15 protein-coding genes and 1 pseudogene are annotated in these 19344 nt (G+C 59.3%); 13 read left to right on the top strand and 3 right to left on the bottom strand.

The genetic code is table 11. From position 1 onward, the window contains the following. The 6 genes and pseudogenes from ABJN75_RS15115 to ABJN75_RS15090 form a co-directional block, all read left to right on the top strand. Positions 1–529: pseudogene (locus ABJN75_RS15115) on the top strand (ABC transporter ATP-binding protein); the annotation flags it as partial. Positions 530–647: 118 nt separating this feature from the next. Next, the gene (locus ABJN75_RS15110; protein ID WP_348440407.1) at positions 648–1901 is read left to right on the top strand and encodes an efflux RND transporter periplasmic adaptor subunit; all 1254 of its coding nucleotides are present in this window, start codon (positions 648–650) and stop codon (positions 1899–1901) included. Next, positions 1898–2659: an ABC transporter ATP-binding protein gene (locus tag ABJN75_RS15105; RefSeq protein ID WP_348440406.1), complete on the top strand. Its 762-nt coding sequence runs from the start codon at positions 1898–1900 to the stop codon at positions 2657–2659. Before ABJN75_RS15110 ends, ABJN75_RS15105 begins: the two co-directional genes overlap by 4 nt. Further along, positions 2649–3863 (top strand): ABC transporter permease, encoded by a 1215-nt coding sequence (locus tag ABJN75_RS15100; RefSeq protein WP_348440405.1) that lies wholly within the window; start codon positions 2649–2651, stop codon positions 3861–3863. The genes ABJN75_RS15105 and ABJN75_RS15100 overlap by 11 nt, the downstream gene beginning before the upstream one ends. 89 nt (positions 3864–3952) lie before the next feature. Further along, positions 3953–5071, top strand: coding sequence for a trifunctional transcriptional activator/DNA repair protein Ada/methylated-DNA--[protein]-cysteine S-methyltransferase (locus tag ABJN75_RS15095; RefSeq protein ID WP_348440404.1), 1119 nt, complete (start codon positions 3953–3955; stop codon positions 5069–5071). A 523-nt stretch (positions 5072–5594) separates the two neighbouring features. Continuing rightward, positions 5595–7373 (top strand): PAS domain-containing methyl-accepting chemotaxis protein, encoded by a 1779-nt coding sequence (locus ABJN75_RS15090; RefSeq protein ID WP_348440403.1) that lies wholly within the window; start codon positions 5595–5597, stop codon positions 7371–7373. 105 nt (positions 7374–7478) lie between these two features. On the opposite strand, the gene ABJN75_RS15085 is transcribed toward ABJN75_RS15090, so the two are convergent. Then, entirely contained in the window at positions 7479–7928 is a 450-nt protein-coding gene (locus tag ABJN75_RS15085) for a DNA polymerase III subunit chi (protein ID WP_348440402.1), read from the bottom strand. 11 nt (positions 7929–7939) lie between these two features. Further along, entirely contained in the window at positions 7940–9427 is a 1488-nt protein-coding gene (locus ABJN75_RS15080) for a leucyl aminopeptidase (protein WP_348440401.1), read from the bottom strand. Between the two features lie 353 nt (positions 9428–9780). On the opposite strand from ABJN75_RS15080, the gene ABJN75_RS15075 reads away from it, so the two are divergent. The 6 genes from ABJN75_RS15075 to rsmA all read left to right on the top strand — a co-directional run bounded on the left by ABJN75_RS15075 (position 9781) and on the right by rsmA (position 17376). Further along, positions 9781–10971, top strand: coding sequence for an LptF/LptG family permease (locus ABJN75_RS15075; protein WP_348440400.1), 1191 nt, complete (start codon positions 9781–9783; stop codon positions 10969–10971). Next, the gene (gene lptG / locus ABJN75_RS15070; protein ID WP_348440399.1) at positions 10968–12056 is read left to right on the top strand and encodes an LPS export ABC transporter permease LptG; all 1089 of its coding nucleotides are present in this window, start codon (positions 10968–10970) and stop codon (positions 12054–12056) included. The genes ABJN75_RS15075 and lptG overlap by 4 nt, the downstream gene beginning before the upstream one ends. Positions 12057–12118: 62 nt before the next feature. Further along, positions 12119–14419, top strand: a complete 2301-nt coding sequence (locus tag ABJN75_RS15065) for an LPS-assembly protein LptD (RefSeq protein WP_348440398.1) — start codon at positions 12119–12121, stop codon at positions 14417–14419. 127 nt (positions 14420–14546) lie between these two features. Then, positions 14547–15485 (top strand): SurA N-terminal domain-containing protein, encoded by a 939-nt coding sequence (locus tag ABJN75_RS15060; RefSeq protein ID WP_348440397.1) that lies wholly within the window; start codon positions 14547–14549, stop codon positions 15483–15485. A gap of 14 nt (positions 15486–15499) precedes the next feature. Then, on the top strand, positions 15500–16546 hold the full coding sequence (gene pdxA / locus ABJN75_RS15055) for a 4-hydroxythreonine-4-phosphate dehydrogenase PdxA (RefSeq protein ID WP_348440396.1): 1047 nt from the start codon (positions 15500–15502) through the stop codon (positions 16544–16546). Beyond that, complete coding sequence (gene rsmA, locus ABJN75_RS15050) at positions 16546–17376, top strand: 16S rRNA (adenine(1518)-N(6)/adenine(1519)-N(6))-dimethyltransferase RsmA (protein ID WP_348440395.1); 831 nt, start codon at positions 16546–16548, stop codon at positions 17374–17376. Before pdxA ends, rsmA begins: the two co-directional genes overlap by 1 nt. Before the next feature lie 40 nt (positions 17377–17416). Here the strand turns inward: rsmA and ABJN75_RS15045 are convergent, their stop codons facing one another. After that, the gene (locus ABJN75_RS15045) at positions 17417–17875 is read right to left on the bottom strand and encodes an Lrp/AsnC family transcriptional regulator (RefSeq protein WP_348440394.1); all 459 of its coding nucleotides are present in this window, start codon (positions 17873–17875) and stop codon (positions 17417–17419) included. Between the two features lie 213 nt (positions 17876–18088). On the opposite strand from ABJN75_RS15045, the gene ABJN75_RS15040 reads away from it, so the two are divergent. Then, entirely contained in the window at positions 18089–19294 is a 1206-nt protein-coding gene (locus ABJN75_RS15040) for a methionine gamma-lyase (protein WP_348440393.1), read from the top strand. The last annotated feature ends 50 nt before the right edge of the window (positions 19295–19344 follow it).

Below are 19344 nucleotides of genomic sequence, written 5' to 3'. Positions count from 1 at the left end.
GATCCTCGACGAGCCGACCAACCATCTCGACATCGACAGCCGCGCGGCGCTGATCCGGGCGCTCAATGATTTCCCCGGCGCGGTGATCCTGATTTCCCATGACCGCCACCTCATCGAAGCCACCGTCGACCGGCTGTGGATTGTCCGCGACGGCACGGTGAGCGCATTTGACGGCGATCTCGAGGATTACCGCCAGGAAGTGGTGGGCTCGTCAGGCAAGGGCAAGAAGAACTCCAACAGCGACGGCGGTTCCAAGGCGGAGAAACGCAAGCAGGCGGCGCAGCAGCGCGCCGGTCTGGCGCCGATGAAGAAAAAGCTCAGCGTTCTCGAGGCCTTGGTAGCAAAGCTTACCAAACAGATTCAGTCGCTTGATGCAGAGCTTGCGGATCCCGCGCAGTTCGCTGACGCGCCCTACAAGATCGCCCAGAAGACCAAGCAGCGGGGCGAACGGGCGGCGGAACTGGTCAAGGCGGAAGAAGAATGGATTGCCCTGACCAGTCAGGTGGATGACGCCGAGACCGAACAATAGGCCTATACCCGGGGGCCTCTCTGGGTGAATTGATGCTGCCGGCAAGGGACGGATTGATGCACATCAATCTCCCGATTTCGTTATTGTGCTAGCGAGACCCAACCGATGGGAAACGCAAATGCCACCTTCCAAATCCGATATCGAATCGATCGTCAAAACCGCTGAAAAAGGCTCGCCGGTGCGGCGTTGGCTGATCTGGCTCGCAGTGCTGCTCGTCGCCGGTGGCGGTATCTGGTACTGGTCCAACACTGCCTCGCGGCAGAGCCTGCCGGCCTATGTCACCGAGACCGTGAGCCGAACGGACATCGTGGTGCAGGTGACCGCGACCGGGACTGTCGAACCGACCGGCCAGGTTGAAATCTCCAGCGAACTCTCCGGGACGGTACGCTCGGTGGAAGCCGATTTCAACGACACCGTCAAACAAGGTCAGATCCTGGCGCGTCTGGATACCGACAAGCTCGAAGCGAATGTCGAGTTGAGCCAGGCTTCGCTGGCGGCCACACAGGCGCGTCTTGCGGAAGCAACCGCCACTCTCAACCAGAGGAAAGATGCATATGACCGGGCGGTCATGCTTGAGGAAAGGCATGTCGCCACCCAGGAAACCCTGCTGAGCGCCAAGGCCGATTACGAGCGTGCCAAAGCCGCGCTGAAGAGCGCCGAGGCCGACATTCGCGTCTCAGCCGCCAATCTGAAAATCAACCAGGCGAATTTGGCGAAGGCCTGCATCTGCTCTTCCATTGACGGCGTCGTTCTCGACCGCAATGTCGAGGTCGGACAGATCGTCGCCTCTTCATTGCAGGCCCCGGTGCTGTTCACCTTGGCGGCGGATCTTACAAAGATGGAATTGCAGGTCGATATCGACGAGGCCGATATCGGCAAGGTAATGGTCGGCAATGAGGCGGAGTTCACCGTCGAGGCCTATCAGGGCCGCAGCTTTCCCGCCGCGATTTCCCAATTGCGGTACGCGCCCAAGACCGTCGACGGGGTGGTCACCTACGAAGCGATCCTGTCGATCGACAATTCCGACATGTTGCTGCGTCCCGGCATGACGGCGACAGCGGACATCAAGGTTGCCGAGGTCAAAGACACGCTGGCGATTTCCAACGCGGCGCTAAGGTTCTCGCCACCTCAGCAGGTCGAGGAAAGCAGCGGCAGCGGCTTGTTGGGAATGGTGTTCAAACGTCCTTCACAAAGCCCGGTTTCCACTCCCAAGGCCAGCACGGACGGATCTCGCGAGATCTGGATCCTGCGCAACGGACAAGCGGTCGCTGTCTCGGTGATGACAGGAGAAAGCGACGGCTCGAAGACCGCGATCAGCGGCGGCGACGTCAACGAGGGCGATCTGGTGATAACCGATCAGACGACGCCATGACATCCATCGAGTCAGCCGCCGGATCGTCAGCCATCCCCGCTGAGCAGGACGGGCCGCTTATCAGGCTGCGCGGCGTCACCAAAATATACGGAACCGGCGATGCCGAGGTGCGGGCCTTGCGGGGCATTGATATCGATATAAGCGGCGGCGAATTCGTCGCCATCATGGGGCCCAGCGGATCGGGCAAATCGACCGCCATGAACATTCTGGGGTTTCTCGACAAGCCCAGCAGCGGAGCCTATTTCTTCGGCGGCGCCGAAGTCGATCATCTCGGACGCGACCAACTGGCGCTGCTCAGGCGGAATTTCCTCGGTTTTGTCTTCCAGGGCTACAATCTGCTGGCGCGCACATCGGCGCTCGACAATGTCGAACTGCCGCTGATCTATCAGGGCATGGCCCGGACCCAACGCCGGAAACTGGCGCTGGACGCGCTGGCAAAAGTTGGCCTCAAGGGCCGCGAGGACCACGATCCGTCCCAGCTTTCCGGCGGCCAGCAGCAGCGCGTGGCAATCGCGCGTGCGATCGTCACCAATCCGGACGTGATCCTGGCCGATGAACCCACAGGCAATCTCGACACTGCCCGCAGCCGTGAAATTATGGATCTGCTGACCGAGCTCAACCGCAAGGACGGCATCACCGTGCTGATGGTCACGCATGAACCGGACATGGCCGAATATGCCGACCGGCTGATCCATTTCCTTGATGGCCGCATCGAATCCGACGCAAGCGGGCAGAAAGTGGCGCCAGATGCTTTATGAAGCAGTGCGGCTGGCCCTGCAGGCCATTTTGAGAAACGCGTTCAGGTCGTTCCTGACGGTTCTTGGCATCGTTATCGGCGTCGCGGCAGTCATCGCCATGGTCACCGTCGGACAGGGCTCCACCGATCAGGTGGAGGCGGATGTCTCGACGCTCGGCACCAACCTTTTGATGATCCGCCCCGGGCAACCCTCGCAGGGCCCCGGTTCGGGCGTGGGCGGCACCGCGGCGAGCCTGACATTGAAGGATGTCGATGCCATCGAACAGCAAATTGCCAGCGTCGCGGTCGCCACCCCGAGCAATTCGCGGATGATGACGGTCATTTTCGGCAATATCAATTATTCAACCACTGTGACCGGCACCGACACCCGCTTTCTGACCGCCCGCGACTGGCCGCTGGCGAGCGGCCGCGCATTCTACGAGAGCGAGCAGAGAGCGGGTTCGTCCGCCTGCATCCTCGGCGAGACCGTGCGGGAAAAGCTGTTCGGCAACAGTGATCCGCTGGGCGCCAACATAAGACTGAAGCAGATCTCCTGCCGGGTCATCGGCGTACTCAGCGTCAAGGGCGCATCCAGCTTCGGCACCGACCAGGACGACATCGTGCTGATCCCGATCCGGGCCTTCCAGCGGCGGATCGCAGGCAGCCAGGATGTGTCGATGATCTATGCCTCGATACGCAACGGCATCTCCACGGACAAAGCCAAATCCGATATCGAACGGCTGATGCGGGAACGCCGGCGCATCGGCCCGTTCGAGGAAGACGATTTCAACGTGTTCGACATGAAGCAGATCAGTTCGATGCTGACCGGCATCACCAGCGTGCTGACCGGTTTGCTCTCCGCGGTTGCCGCTGTCAGCCTGCTCGTCGGCGGGATCGGAATCATGAACATCATGCTGGTCTCGGTTACCGAGCGCACCCGTGAAATCGGCATCCGGCTGGCCGTGGGCGCCACGGAGGGACAGGTGCTGCTTCAGTTCCTGGTCGAATCCATCGTCTTGTCGCTGATCGGCGGATTGATCGGCATCGTGCTGGGCCTGGCGCTGGGCCTGCTGGGTTCACGGCTGTTGTCGATTCCCTTCACTCCCGATCCGACGCTCATCCTGGCTGCCTTCGCGTTTTCGGCGATGGTGGGAATCGTCTTCGGCTATTTCCCCGCACGCCGGGCCGCGCGGATGGATCCGATCGAGGCGCTGCGTCACCAGTAACACCCAATGCTTCCGCTATCCTGACGCCATCTTGAATAAGCGCCCGAAATCAGACTGACGGCCAGCCGCCACTGCGGTACGATGACCTCATGCTGTTTGATCTGCCCGACACCGCCACCCTCTACGATGCGCTTCTGGCGCGTGATCCCGGTTATGACGGCCGCGCCTATGTCGGGGTGAGTTCGACCGGCATCTTTTGCCGCCTCACCTGCCCGGCGCGCAAACCCAGGCCTGAGAACTGCACCTTCTACGCCACGGTGGCAGAGTGCATCCAGGCCGGATATCGCGCGTGCAAGAGATGCCACCCGATGGCGCCGGCGGCCGAAGCCGAGCCGGCGATCAAGACGCTGCTCGAAGCCCTGACGGAGCGCAAGGGCCAGCGCTGGAGCGAACCCGATATTGTCCGGATGGGACTTGACCCATCCACCGTACGGCGGGCCTTCAAACGCCATTTCGGCATGACATTTCTGGAAATGGCGCGGCTTGAACGGCTGCGTCACGGTCATGTCGCGCTGGCGAGCGGCGGCAAGGTGATCGAGGCGCAAATGGACGCGGGCTTTGAATCGCCAAGCGCCTTTCGCACCGCGTTCGCCCGGCTGATGGGACAGCCGCCCAAGCGGTTTTCGGCAGATGGCATGATCAAGGCGGATTATATCGACACGCCGCTGGGCGCGATGATCGCACTGTGCGACGAGAGCCACCTGCATCTGCTCGAATTCGCCGACCGCAAGGCGTTGCCTGCCGAATTGCGCCGGATGCACCAGATATTCAAGGGACGGATCGGCATCGGCCGGCAGGGTCGTGTGATGGATCTTTTGGAGACGGAACTGGACGCATATTTCCGCGGACGCCGGTCAAGTTTCAGCGTTCCGATGGTGCTTCATGGCAGTGATTTCACCAAAGCGGTGTGGCGCGCGCTTGTTGAAATTCCGGCGGGGCAGACCCGAAGCTACAGCATGATCGCCAATCAGATTGGCCAGCGTTCGGCGGTCCGCGCGGTGGCGCGCGCCAATGGCGCAAACCAGATCGCGCTTCTGGTGCCCTGCCACCGGGTGCTTGGCGCCGACGGTTCTCTCACCGGCTATGGCGGCGGATTGTGGCGCAAGCAGAAGCTGATCGAGATTGAACGGCAATATGCAGATGTGCCGGTTTATGACGGGTTGCACCAAAGTTCCAAACGCCCGTCGCCTTCAAACCGGTTCAGATGACCCGCGTCAGCGCTGTGCTTTTGCATGGCGTAACCGCGAAACCGCTGCACGCTTTGCGTGACATGCATCAGCTCACGAATTCACATGCGGGAACCGGAAACGGATAATCTTGCAGTGAACTCAGGCGCTATATTAGAGTTCGATCATATTGTAAGAATACAGTATTTCCAGATACAACTCAGATGTGTCATCGCTCTGCGGCACACTGCATGGATTGCACCAGTTAAACACCGCCACAACTGATTATATTTCCACAATTCAACCCATAGTTTTACACATTATAGTTGGCGCAAATAGATTTCAAGCTTACGTAATTAGTTGATCTGAATTATCGGTACAACATATCACAGTATTTTTAGTCGTTACGTTAACTTTTCAGACACTGATTTTTGAGATTTTGATTTCGCGTAAAAAAGTGATGCCTCAACCGGCAGCACACCGGGGAAAACGCTCAAACTGCGAAGTCGAGGAAATTTCTCCAGCGACACGGACTTGTGGGAACGAAAGTATTGGGGACGACCAAATGAGCATTCACAGCATCATATCTTCAGACGAAAAAAATATTCTCGCCGCCTTTAGAAAGTCACTGGCTGTCATCGAATTCGACATGAACGGCAACATCCTCACCGCCAATGACAGTTTCTGCCAGGTTCTTGGCTATGAAATCTCGGAAATAAAGGGAAAGCACCACCGTATCTTTGTTGACCCGACGGAAGCGGCGGCTCCGTCGTATGGCGAGTTCTGGAAGAAGCTGGGCCGCGGAGAATTTGACAAGGCCCAGTACAAGCGTATTGGCAAGGGCGGCAAAGAAGTATGGATCGAAGCAACTTACAACCCTGTCCTGCGCGGCGGCAAACCTTACAAGATCGTCAAACTCGCGACCGACGTGACCGCCCAGAGGCTCAAGGCCGCCGAAGATGGCGGCAAGATCAGCGCCATCTCCCGAGCCCAGGCCGTCATCGAATTCAATCTCGACGGGACCATTATCACAGCCAATGAGAATTTCCTGAATACTCTGGGTTACAGTCTGGGTGAAATCGCCGGCAAGCATCACCGGATGTTCTGTGAAACCGCCTATTCACAGCGCCCCGAATACGCGGATTTCTGGAAAAAGCTTGGCGCCGGCGAATTCATTTCGGATGAATTCCTCCGGATTGGCAAGAATGGCCGCAAGGTATACATCCAGGCCTCTTACAACCCGATTTTCAATTCGGACGGCAAGGTCATCAAGGTTGTCAAATTCGCAACCGATGTAACCGAACGCGTCAGCAATGTGGAATCACTCTCGAACGGGCTCGAACGCCTCGCTGACGGGGACCTCACCTTCCAGATCAACGAGCCCTACCAGCCCGCGCTCGAGCCATTGCGGGTCAATTTCAACAAGGCCAACACAGGCTTGTGCGAGGCCATGCAATCAGTGTCGGAAAACGCCAGGGCGATATCGTCCGGTTCGGAGGAAATCCGCATCGCGGCGGACGACCTGTCCAAGCGAACCGAGAACCAGGCCGCATCGGTGGAGGAGACCGCCGCCGCGCTTGAGGAAATCACCAAGACTGTTGCAGCGTCAAGCGAACGCGCCGAAGAAGCCGGGCAGCTTGTATCCAAAACCAAGAAGGACGCTGAAAACTCCGGCCGGGTGGTCGAGAAGGCTGTCGTCGCCATGGCAGAGATCGAAAGCTCGTCGAAAGCGATCACCAATATCATCAACGTCATTGACGATATTGCCTTCCAGACAAACCTTCTGGCGCTGAATGCCGGGGTGGAAGCCGCACGGGCCGGAGAAGCCGGCCGCGGTTTTGCCGTGGTTGCCCAGGAAGTGCGCGAACTCGCCCAACGCACCGCGACCGCCGCCAAGGAGATCAAGGGTTTGATCACCGCGTCGGGCGAGCAGGTCAAGAGCGGAGTGTCGCTGGTCGGCGAGACCGGCAAGGCCCTGGTCAGCATTGTCGAGCAGGTCCAGCAGATCAACGCCAATGTCGAAGCCATCGTCACCGGATCGAGGGAGCAATCCACCGGACTGAACGAGATCAACACCGCGGTCAACACCATGGACCAGGGCACCCAGCAGAACGCGGCAATGGTTGAGCAATCAACAGCGGCCAGCCACAGCCTGGCGGCGGAGGCGGCTTCGCTGTTCCACCTGCTCTCCAGGTTCACGACAGACAGCAACGCTGTCCACGCCGCGCCAAGGGCAGTCAGCTCAAGTCCGGCAGCGGTTCCCCAGCGACAGGCACCGGCAAGACAGAAGGCAGCGTTTCATGGCAACGCTGCGGTGGACATGTCGGAATGGGAAGAATTCTAAGCACCGCCTGACCTGAACCGTCGCCAGATCAGACGAGCAAGCCCCCCGAAATCCGTTCCGGGGGGCTTGGCAATTCTACGACAGGGACATGGATCCGCGCGCCTGTCAGGCTTTCTTCTCCCAGCGCCTCTCCGGAGTTTGCTGCCAGTAGGTCAGGGTATGACCGCCGGATTTGAGTGTCTTCCACTGCGCCCGCGCGGAGTCCAGCTGTTGCTGATCATGGCCATCGAACATCATCACCAGCCGGTCGACACCCTCAAGCGCCGGAATACCGGCGCCGTCGGCGACAAACCGGACAGTGGCTCCGTTGACCGCGTCACTGGCAAGCGTCAGGAGGACCGGCTGACGCGCCGCGTGAGGCCCCTGCTCGCCGCCATGCGGCAGGAAACTGTCCTCGCGATAGGTCCACAGATGGGTGTCCAGCGCCGCGCAGCGCTCTTCGCTGCCCATATGCACGGAAACCCGCCAGCCGCGATCAAGGCTCTTCTCGAGAAGCGGCGGGAGCGCTTCCTCAAGCCGGGATTCGGTCAGGTGATAAAACAGCACTTCGGCCACCGGACCGGCTCCTAGCTTTCGTAGTTGGCGCGCACCAACTCATCAAGCAGCCGCACGCCGAAACCCGATGCCCAGGACTGATTGACGTCGGTGGATGGCGACCCCATCGCGGTTCCGGCGATATCGAGATGCGCCCAGGGCGTGTCCTTGACAAAGCGCTTGAGGAACTGGGCAGCGGTGATCGATCCGGCGTAGCGTCCGCCGGTGTTCTTCATGTCGGCGAACTTGGAATCGATCATCTTGTCGTAATCGGAACTCAGCGGCAGCCGCCAGACCCGTTCCTCCGTCACTTCGCCCGCCTTTGTCAGCGCCCGGGACAGGTCATCATCATTGGAGAACAGACCGGCATGATGCTGTCCGAGCGCAACCATGACGGCGCCGGTCAGTGTGGCCAGGTTGATCATGATCGCCGGCTTGAACTTCTCCTGACAGTAGGTGAGTGCATCGCACAGCACCAACCGCCCTTCTGCGTCGGTGTTTATGATCTCGATCGTCTGGCCGGACATTGAACGGACGATGTCGCCCGGACGCTGGGCTGCGCCATCGGGCATGTTCTCGACCAATCCGATAATCCCGATGGCGTTGACCTTGGCCTTGCGACCGGCAAGCACATGCATCAGTCCGGTGACCGCAGCCGCGCCGCCCATGTCGCCCTTCATATCTTCCATGCCCGACGCCGGCTTGATTGAAATGCCGCCCGTGTCGAAGACCACGCCCTTGCCGACGAAAGCAACCGGCTTGTCCTTGGGCTTGCCACCATTCCAGTGCATCACGGCCAGACGCGGGGGCCGCGCCGAGCCGAGAGAAACCCCGAGCAGCGCTTCCATCTTGAGCTTCTTCATTTCCTTCTCGGTGAGGATTTCAACACTCACGCCCAGTGCTTCAAGCTCTTTCGCGCGGGCGGCGAATTCCACCGGACCGAGCACATTGGCAGGCTCGTTGACCAGATTGCGCGCAAGCTCGACGCCTTCGGCAACCACCTGCCGAATTGCGAAGGCCTTCTTGCAACCAGCCGCATCGTCATGCTGGAAAACCACGCTGACCTTGCGGGTTTCCTTGTCGTCGTCCTCGGTTTTCACGGTCTTGTAGGTGTCGAAGGAATAGGACCGCATCAACAGCCCCAGCGCCATATCGGCGGCGGCCTCGGCGGAAGGGGCTGCCTGGTCACCCAAAAGCACCGTCACTTGCCTGACTTTGCCGATCTGCGTGAAAATCTTGCCTCCGATGCGCATCCATTCGTGACTGGAAAGCTTGTCTGGATCTCCTGTTCCGATCAGCGCGATCCGGTCAGCGGCTGCGTCGACAGGCGCGATAACGTCGATGGTCGAGAATGACTTGCCGTTGAACCCGGCAACCTTGACCGCCTTGTCGAGCTGCCCCGCGGGGTCGGCGCTCCTCGCCGCACCGGAAACAGGGGCGGAAGAAGAGCCCATGGCGACAACCAGTCCTCCTGCGATTTTTACGGACTTGGAAAAACTGATTTCAATGCTCATCGACATGACGGCTCCAATGAATTTGCGTGATTTGCGTTGCCCCCCGATGTTCTCGTTTTCGCGACGGAAGGCAAGCACCCATGTGCGGACAAAGGCGCAACTTGCTTAACGTCCTGAACCCGGAACGGCATGAGGCGTGATCGATGCATCAATTCCTGACTACACCGCGGCCACGGGCGCCACGGCCAATATTGCATTTGCGAGACAGTGCTGCAAGAAACGGTTAACCGTGTTTGTTTGCCACAGATTATCCAATTTGCAGTTTAACAAGGCTGGTGCATGGTGGACCTGGTTCAGTTGACGTTCACAAGCGCCACGCGAATCGCGGTGCGACCCGCCGCTTGCCCCGGAAAGGCGCAATGAAGCAGATCGAACGTTACATGTTGCGCCGTATGGCCCTGCTGACCTTCTGGTCACTGGCATCGGTGACGTTGCTGGTCATGACCACTCAGGTGCTCATCCGCATCGATGTGCTGACCACCACCGGCCAGGCCATCGGCGCATTCCTGATGCTTGCGGCAACCCTTATTCCCTCGGTGCTGTCCATCGTGGCGCCATTTGCCGTGCTGATCGGAGTGAGTCAGGTGCTTTCGGGGATGAACGCCGACAGCGAACTGGTGGTCGTGGAGGCTGCCGGAGTCAAACCGGTAACGGTTCTCAAGCCAGTTCTGGTCCTGTCGGTTGCCATTTCGATCATGGCGCTTTTGGTGAGCAATTTCGTCGAACCATGGTCGAATCGCAAGCTTTACGACGTGCTCGCTCAGGCACAATCAGATCTGTTTTCGGTCGCGGTGCGTTCAGGCACGTTCATGCAGCTTGAAAAAGGACTTTACGTACAGGTCAACGAAAAGCTGCCGGGCGGCGAGATGGGAGGCATTTTCCTTGCCGACGCCCGCACCGAAGACGCTGAAACCATCTATTACGCGCGCAGCGGCGTCATCAAGTCCTCGGGCGACAAGGACATTCTTTATCTCGTCGATGGCGAGTTGCAGCAGCGCGACCTTTCCAGCGATCAGATTTCGATTGTGACGTTCACATCCTATGCCCTCGACATGGCGGCCTTCGTGCCGGCCGGCTCAGCCGCCGTCCGCAGGCCCAAGGAACAGCCCACCTCCTATCTTCTGCATCCGTCCAATGACGATTTTTACGTGCAAAAAGCACCCCACATCATCAAACTGGAACTGGTGCAGCGTTTCTCGATGTGGATGTATCCGCTGGCTTTCGGTCTGGTTGCTTTTGTTTTTCTGGGAAAAGCCCGCTCAAACCGGCACGAACAGTTTCAAAACGGAGCGCTGGTGGCAGCAATCACCCTGGGCATGCGCGGTTTCGGATTCTTCAGCAGCGAGAAGGCCGGCCTGAATGGCTTCATGGAATTCCTGACCTATGCGATCCCTGCGGCAGTCATTGTGATTTTCGGAGTGCTGGCCCTGACCGGCCGGACGCTGACAATCCCCAAGGCCTGGGCGCGACTTAATGATCGCCTGCTCGAAGCCACGACCGCCCGCTTCAGGCGCTGGCGCAGCATCGCGGGCAAAGGACAATCAGCATGAGCTTCCTCGTTCCGACATTGTCCTGGTATTTCTTCCGGCGCTATTTTTTCACCTTCATCGCCTATTGCCTGGCGATTCTGTTTTTGATTTTTCTGGTGGATTTCAACGAATCCAGCAGGCGGCTCTCGGCGGCGGCGGATTACACCGTTCTCACGGGTCTGTTGATTTCGCTGCTCAGGGTGCCGACCGTGCTGCAGTTGCTGATTCCGTTCGTGGTGCTGATCGCCTCGATTGCCACGCTCTTGCAACTCAACCGCAAATACGAGCTTGTCGTCACCCGGGCAGCGGGCGTATCTGCCTGGCAATTTCTGGCGCCGCTGGTCCTGGCGAACCTGATCATCGGGGTCTTTTCGATCACCGCCCTGAATACGCTCGCGGCCAATGCCTTGCAGATGGCCGAGGATATTGTCGTCGAACGCAATCTCGGTGCAAGGCAAGCCAATACGGTCGCCCCCTGGCTGCGACAAAGGACCGAAGCCGGCGATACGGTTCTGGGAGCAAGGGCCACGTCCGACGGCGGCACCAGGCTGTCGGGCGCCACATTCTTTCTATTTGATGAGGATCAACGGATACGCGAGCGTCTGGAGGCCGAAAAGGCCGTGCTTGGCGACGGCGTCTGGGAATTGACGGGTGTGAAGAGAATCCGGGCCTCTCAACCCGTCGAAATCATGGAAAGCACAACAGTGCCCACCAATCTCAAAGCGGAATTCGTTGGCGAATCACTCACTTCAGCCGAAACAGTGCCGTTTTTTGAGTTGGGTGGGAAAATTGCAACGGCCAAGTCTTTCGGGCTCCCATCCACCAGTTATGAGATGCAATTCCACCGTTTGGTGGCTCAACCGGCACTTTTGGCGGCGATGACGCTGATAGCAGCGATGGTGTCGCTCAAATTTGTTCGATTTGGTCAGTCTTTAACGGTCATCCTGGGTGGAATCCTGGCAGGCTTCGTGCTTTATGTCGTTTCCGAGTTGATCCAGGCGTTTGCAAATGCCGGGACCATTCCGCCTGTTATGGCGGCCTGGCTTCCGGTTTTGGTCGCTTCGGCATTGGGGACGACAGTGCTTCTCCACAAGGAGGACGGATAGTGGCAAGTGTGCGCCGGTCTAGAGTATATGCGTTGGCTAGCGTCTTGGGCGCTGGCGCGGCCATGTGCGCCATTTTTGCATTTGCAACACCTCAAGCCGCTGCGCAGATAGCGGTGCCGGGTGATATCAGCGTGGCAGAAGATCAAAAGATGCTGCTCGCCGCCGACGAGATGATCTACAACAACGATACACGCGTAGTTGTGGCGTCCGGCGGTGTGCAGATCGATTACGGAGATTATCAGCTGGTCGCCGACCGGGTTGAGTATGATCAGAACACAGGTCGGGTGAAGGCCATCGGCTCGGTCGAAATGATTGAACCGGGCGGCAATCGGATTTATGCCGACGATCTCGATGTAACCGACAATTTCTCCGACGGATTTCTCAACGCGCTAAGGATTGAAACGCCGGACAACACCCGTATCGCCGCCGAAAGCGCTGAACGCAGCGGCGGCTCGGTGACCACCTTCAACAACGGCGTCTACACCGCCTGCGAGCCGTGCCAAGAAAATCCGGAGCGCGCGCCGTTCTGGCAGGTCAAGGCGCAACGGGTGATTCAGAACGGCGAAACCAAGACAATCCGGATGGAGCGCGCGACCTTCGAGTTGTTCGGCATGCCGATCGCCTATTTGCCCTACCTCGAAGTTCCCGATCACGACTCCAAGCGCAAGTCCGGCTTTCTGACCCCCAGTTACAGCCAATCCGATAATTTCGGCTACGGATTAACTGTCCCATATTATCTCGTCATTTCTCCTTACATGGATGCGACATTTACTGGTACCGGCTACACCAAGCAGGGCTTTCTCGGAGAGGCCGAATTCCGGCAGAATTTCGCCAATGGCGAAGTCACGCTACGCATGGCCGGCATCTCCCAACGCAAGCCCGGCGAATTTGATGCGGGCAAGGTCGATGCGGATGAAACCGAACGCGGCATGATCGGGTCCACGGGCGAGTTCCGGATCAATCCGCGCTGGACTTTTGGCTGGGACGCCATGGTTCAGACGGACAATAATTTCTCACGGACCTACGGGATAGAAGGTTTCAACGCCAGTACCCAGAAATCGGAAGTCTATCTAACCGGCTTGTCGAACCGAAGTTATTTCGACCTGCGTGCTTACAGCTTCGACATCCAGGATGCTGACAAAAACAACCTTGCCGAAAGGAAGCAGGCCGTTGTTCACCCCTCGCTTGACTACAAGCGGACCTTCAGCGACATCGCCGGCGGCGAGTTGTCGCTTGACGTCAACGGCTATTCGCTGTCGCGCGAGACCGATGACACAAGGTGGCGTGCCGGACTTGCAACAACCGACCCTCTTTTTGCCGATAGGTACAAAGGTTTTGCCGGTTCGAACTCCCGACTGAGCGCCGAACTGGAATGGAAGCGCACCTTTACCGCCATGAACGGATTGCGGCTTACACCGATCCTGGCAGCGCGCGGCGATCTGAACTCGGTTGATGTCGACACCGCCCCGACCGACTATGACGGTACGTTTGCCGGCAATGGCAGCCACACGCGGGGCATGGTGACAGTAGGCCTTGAAGCCAGTTATCCTGTCCTGGTAACAACCGCCAATTCGAGCCATGTGATCGAACCGATTGCACAGATCTTCGTCCGCCCCGACGAGCAACTTGCCGGCGGCCTTCCCAACGAGGATGCGCAGAGTTTCGTTTTCGATGCGACCTCGCTGTTCGAGCGCGACAAGTTCACCGGATTCGATCGCGCCGAAGGCGGCACCCGCGCCAATGTCGGAGTTCGCTACACCGGCCAGTTCGACAATGGTTTCAAGACACAGGCAGTTTTCGGACAGAGTTATCATCTCGCCGGGCTCAATTCCTTCGCCACTCCGGATCTTTCGCAGGCGACACGAAACTCCGGGCTTGAAGACGACGTGTCGGATTTCGTCGGCATGGTTGGCGTGGCTTACAATGGCTTCTCGCTGGCGACCTCGGCCCGTTTCGACAAGGATGATTTCCGCGTTGAACGCACCGATGTTCGGGCCGGCCTGACCAAGGGCCGATTGTCCACATCGCTGACCTACAGCGAGATCAAGGCTCCCAGACCCAACACATACACCGACCCGGATCGGCGTGAAATCACCGGTCTGGCCAAGCTCAAAATTCATGACTACTGGAGTGTTGCGGCCTCGACGAGCTATGATCTGGTGGATGAGAAGTTCAACAGTCAGACATTCGGAATCCTGTACGAAGACGAGTGTTTCGCATTCTCCTTCGCCTATCAGCACACCCGCGACGATGACAATTCGGAAGCCAGAGACTGGAGTATCGGCGCGAGGATCAGTTTCCGTACACTCGCCGGTTTCGAGCAAGGTTCGGTGTCCAACCCGCTGCTGAAGCCAAGTTTCTGAAGCTGCCATGCAAGAACAGACGGATCATCGCCTCGTTTTCGCCGTATGAATTGGGCATTTACGGGCGACATCGGATTTGCGAAACTGGCCGTGTCGGTTTTCCATAGAAACCAGAGGACCTGAAAGCATGCATTTTTCCGCGATCTTTCGCTTAACCGTCTTGTTGCTGGTCGCGACCTTGACGTTTTCCTTTGCGCCGGTGTCGGCGCCGCCCGCCTTTGCCGCAAGCGAAATCAAGATTGTGGTCAACAATCAGGCCATCACCAGCGTCGACATCGCCCGGCGTGTCGCATTCCTGAAATTGCGGCGCACCGGTGGCAATCTCGGACAGAAGGCGCGCGATCAATTGACTGAGGAAGCGCTCAAGGGGCAGGAAGCAGCGCGGATCCGTGCTCTTGTAACCGACGCACAGGTCAATGCCTCCTTTGAGCGTTTTGCCGCCTCCAACAAACTTTCGCCCAAGCAGCTTACGCAAATCCTCAATCAGGCCGGCGTGACGCCGAAACACTTCAAGAAATATATCCAGATCCAGATGAGCTGGCCGCGTGTGGTCCAGGCCATGACCGGTGGCAGTGGCACCATGTCGACCCAGGACCTTGTTTCCAAGATGCTCGAACGCGGCGGCGACAAGCCATCCACCACCGAATATATCCTGCAGCAGGTCATATTCGTGGTCCCCGCCAACAAGCGCTCGAACGCCACGCTCAATGCCCGCAAGCGTGAGGCGGACCAGTTGCGCGGACGCTATCAAGGATGCGACAGCGCCGCTTCGGTCATTGGAGATTTACGCGACGTCACGCTGCGGCAACTGGGCCGCATCATGCAGCCGCAATTGCCGCTGGAATGGAAGCCGCTGATCGAAAAGACCAAGGCCGGGTCCGCCACACCGGCGCGGATAACCGATCGCGGTGTTGAGTTCATTGTCATTTGCTCGGCCAAGACCGTTTCCGACGACATGGCAGCCGAAATGGTTTTCCGCTCCGAGAACGAGGGTGCAGGCGAGTCCGAAGAGGCCAAGAAACTTCTTGAAGAACTTCGCAAGCGCGCCGTGATCGCCAACAAGTAGGGAATTTCACCAGTATGAACGGGATTCGCCGCGCGTTGGCCTTGACCATGGGCGATCCCGCCGGAATCGGACCGGATCTGGCACTTTTTGCCTGGAAAAACCGTGTCGCGCTCGACTTGCCCGCATTTTTCCTGATCGGCGATCCGGACATGCTGGACCATCGCGCAAAGATGCTCGGGTTTGAAATCCCGCTAATCGAAACCTCGCCGGACCGCGCCGCGCAGGAGTTTAATACTGCCCTGCCGGTTCTTCCCGTAGCCCTGGCGACCACAGCGCTTGCCGGCAAGCCGGATCCGACCAATGCCGCAGCGGTCGTGGAAGCCATCAGACTGGCGGTGGAACTGACTGCCACCGGCCGGGCCCGCGCGGTGGTGACAAACCCGATCGCGAAATCGGTGCTCTATGCCGCCGGTTTCGGCTATCCCGGGCATACCGAGTACCTGGCACATCTGGCGTCCGAGGCAAGCGGAATGCCGGACGGCCCGCCCATGACACCGGTCATGTTGCTTGCCGGACCGCATCTGCGGGTGGCGCCGGTCACCATCCATATACCGCTCAGGCAAGTGGCCGGAGCGCTGACCAGCGCATCGATCGTCGAAACGGGAGAGATCATCGCCCGCGAACTTGTCTCGCGCTTTGGCGTGACCTCGCCGCGGATCGCGGTTTCCGGTCTCAACCCGCATGCCGGCGAAGAAGGCGCGCTGGGCTCTGAGGACGCCGACATCATCGTACCGGCGATCGCTGAGTTGCGCGCAAACGGCATCAATGCTTTTGGGCCGCTGCCCGCCGACACCATGTTTCATGCCGAAGCCCGGGCGGAGTACGACGCGGCAATCTGCATGTATCACGATCAGGCGCTGATCCCGGCCAAGACGCTTGGATTTCACGATTCGGTCAATGTCACACTGGGCCTGCCTTTCATCCGGACCTCGCCGGATCACGGCACGGCGTTTTCCCTGGCGGGAAAGGGCGAGGCGCGCGCCGACAGTCTGGTTGCGGCGCTCAGGCTCGCCGACAGCATGGCGCGAACCCAAGCGGCCAGCAAATCGAGCGCGGCATAATGGCCTCACCCGATGACGGTTTGCCGCCGCTGCGCGACGTGGTCGCCGCGCACGGTCTTGCCCCCAAGAAGGCGCTGGGCCAGAATTTCCTGTTCGACCTGAACCTGACGACGAAAATTGCCCGCTCGGCCGGTCCGCTCGAAGGCTTCACGGTGTTCGAAATCGGACCTGGTCCCGGTGGCTTGACGCGGGCGCTGCTGGCCCAGGGCGCATCCCGCGTTGTGGCGATCGAGCGGGATCCGCGTTGCCTGCCCATCCTCGCCGAGATTTCCGCGCGTTTCCCCGGACGGCTGGAGGTTGTCGAGGGCGATGCGCTGACAACAGACCTGGCATCCCTTTCGGGAGGCGAACCCGCCAGGATCGTTGCCAACCTGCCTTACAATGTCGGAACCCAGTTGCTGATCAACTGGCTCACCGCGGATCCGGATCGTCCGTTCTGGAGTTCGATGACGCTGATGTTTCAAAAGGAAGTCGGACAACGCATCGTGGCGGCGCCTGGATCAAACCATTATGGCCGTCTCGGCGTTCTGGCCGGCTGGATGACCCACAGCGAAATCCTGTTCGATGTTCCGCCGCAAGCCTTCACGCCGCCGCCGAAGGTGACGTCCAGCGTCGTCAGTCTCCTTCCACGGTCCGAGCGCCTGCCTTGTGACCTAGGCAAACTCGAACGCGTGACGCAGGCTGCCTTCGGCCAACGCCGCAAGATGCTGCGGCAAAGCCTCAAACCGCTGGGCGGGGAGACGCTTCTTGATCGCGTCGGCATCGATCCCACACGCCGCGCCGAAACGCTGAGCGTTGAGGAATTCTGCGCGCTCGCACAGGCGCTTTGATCGGCCTTCTGCGCGCCCCTGCCCCCAACAGCGTCAGCGCTCATGCCAGCGCCGGAAAAACCCCGGTTTTCTTGACCGTTCCATAGACTATGCTGGTGTCGATCGAGGCGATACCGCCAATGGCGTGAATTCGATTGCGGATGAAATCCTCGTAGTGGTCCAGTCCGGCGACGACGACCCGCAGCAGATAGTCTGCCGGTCCGGTCATCAGGTGACACTCCAGCACCTCGTCTATCGCCCGGATCCGCGCCTCGAACTCCTGGATGTGGCTGCCGGTGTGCCGATCCAGCCGGATGCGGATGAACACCATCATCGGAAGTCCGTAGGCTTTGGCGTCGACATCGACGCTGTATCCCCGGATGGCGCCGCTGTCCTCGAGAATGCGCAGCCGGCGCAGGCAGGGCGACGGCGACAGATTGACCGCGGCGGCGAGATCCTGATTGGTCATCCGGGCATTGTTTTGCAGCGTCCGGATGATCTGGCGATCCTTGCTGTCCATTTATCCACTCCTTGGCAGTTTATGCCAAAATCTCTATTCGTTGAGGCATAAATAGCAATCTACTGCCTCTGGGAAAAGGCCAATATCGTCCCTGCGCATCGGCGTCGCATCCTCGTTTATCGCATCGGGATGCCACGCTTTTTGGAAGTGATGCATGGAGGCTTCGCTGAATTGCGGCCGGTCGAGCGCACCATGCATGCGAAAGGAATCGTCATGAATGACCGTAGCAAGAGCTTTTCCACCCGCGCCATCCACCATGGCTACAATCCGATGGACAATGAAGGCGCGTTGACGCCGCCGCTGCACCTGACCTCGACCTTTGCCTTTGAAAGTGCTGAAGCCGGCGGCGAAATGTTTGCCGGCGAGCGGCCTGGCTACATCTATTCGCGAATCTCCAACCCGACACTCGACCTTCTCGAACGGCGCATCGCAAGTCTGGAAGGCGCGGAAGCAGGGCTGGCGTTGTCCTCGGGAATGGGCGCCATCGCGGCGGCCCTGTGGACGCTTGTGTCGCCTGGCGACGAGATCATCGTCGACCAGACGCTGTATGGATGCACATTCTCCTTCATGCGGCACGGCCTCGCCAAATTCGGCATCACCATTTCCCATGTCGACATGACCGATCCGGACAATCTGGCGGCAGCGATGTCGGACAAGACGCGGGTTGTCTATTTCGAAACACCGGCCAACCCGAACATGCGGCTGGTTGATATCGAGGCGGTCTCGAAAATTGCGCATGAGGGCGGCGCCACCGTCATCGTCGACAACACGTACGCCACCCCTTATCTGACCCGGCCGATCGAACTTGGCGCCGACATCGTCGTGCATTCGGCAACCAAGTATCTCGGCGGCCATGGCGATGTGGTGGCGGGGCTTCTGGTCGGCACCGCCGAACAGGTTTCGCAAATCCGCATGTTCGGAATGAAGGACATGACCGGCGCGGTGATGGCTCCGTTCAACGCCATGCTGATCCTGCGTGGTCTCAAGACACTGGCGCTCAGGATGGAGCGGCATTGTGCCAATGCGCAACAGGTTGCCGCCATGCTGGAAGCCAGCGCGGCTGTGGCCAAGGTGCATTACCCGGGGCTGAAAAGTTTTGAGCAGCATCAGCTTGCAGCAAGGCAGATGCCCGGTTTTGGCGCGATGATCGCCTTTGAACTTGATGGCGGCATGGAGGCCGGGCGTTCGCTGATGAACCGGTTGACCATGATCTTCCGCGCCGTCTCGCTCGGCGACGCCGAATCACTGATCCAGCATCCGGCGAGCATGACGCATTCAACCTACACGGCGGAGGAACGCGCTGAGCATGGTATCTCGGACGGGTTGATCCGGCTGTCGGTGGGGCTTGAAGATGTGGATGACATCATTGCCGACCTCGCCCAGGCGCTCAGCGCGGATCCGGTTCAGGTGGCTGCCTGAACCATTACCGTTGCAAGTGGAGCGTCGGCGGCGCTCGACACGGCGCGACA

It is taken from the genome of Hoeflea sp. (genome assembly GCF_039975035.1).
GTDB lineage: Bacteria > Pseudomonadota > Alphaproteobacteria > Rhizobiales > Rhizobiaceae > Hoeflea.
This window is presented reverse-complemented; position numbering and strand designations above follow the sequence as displayed.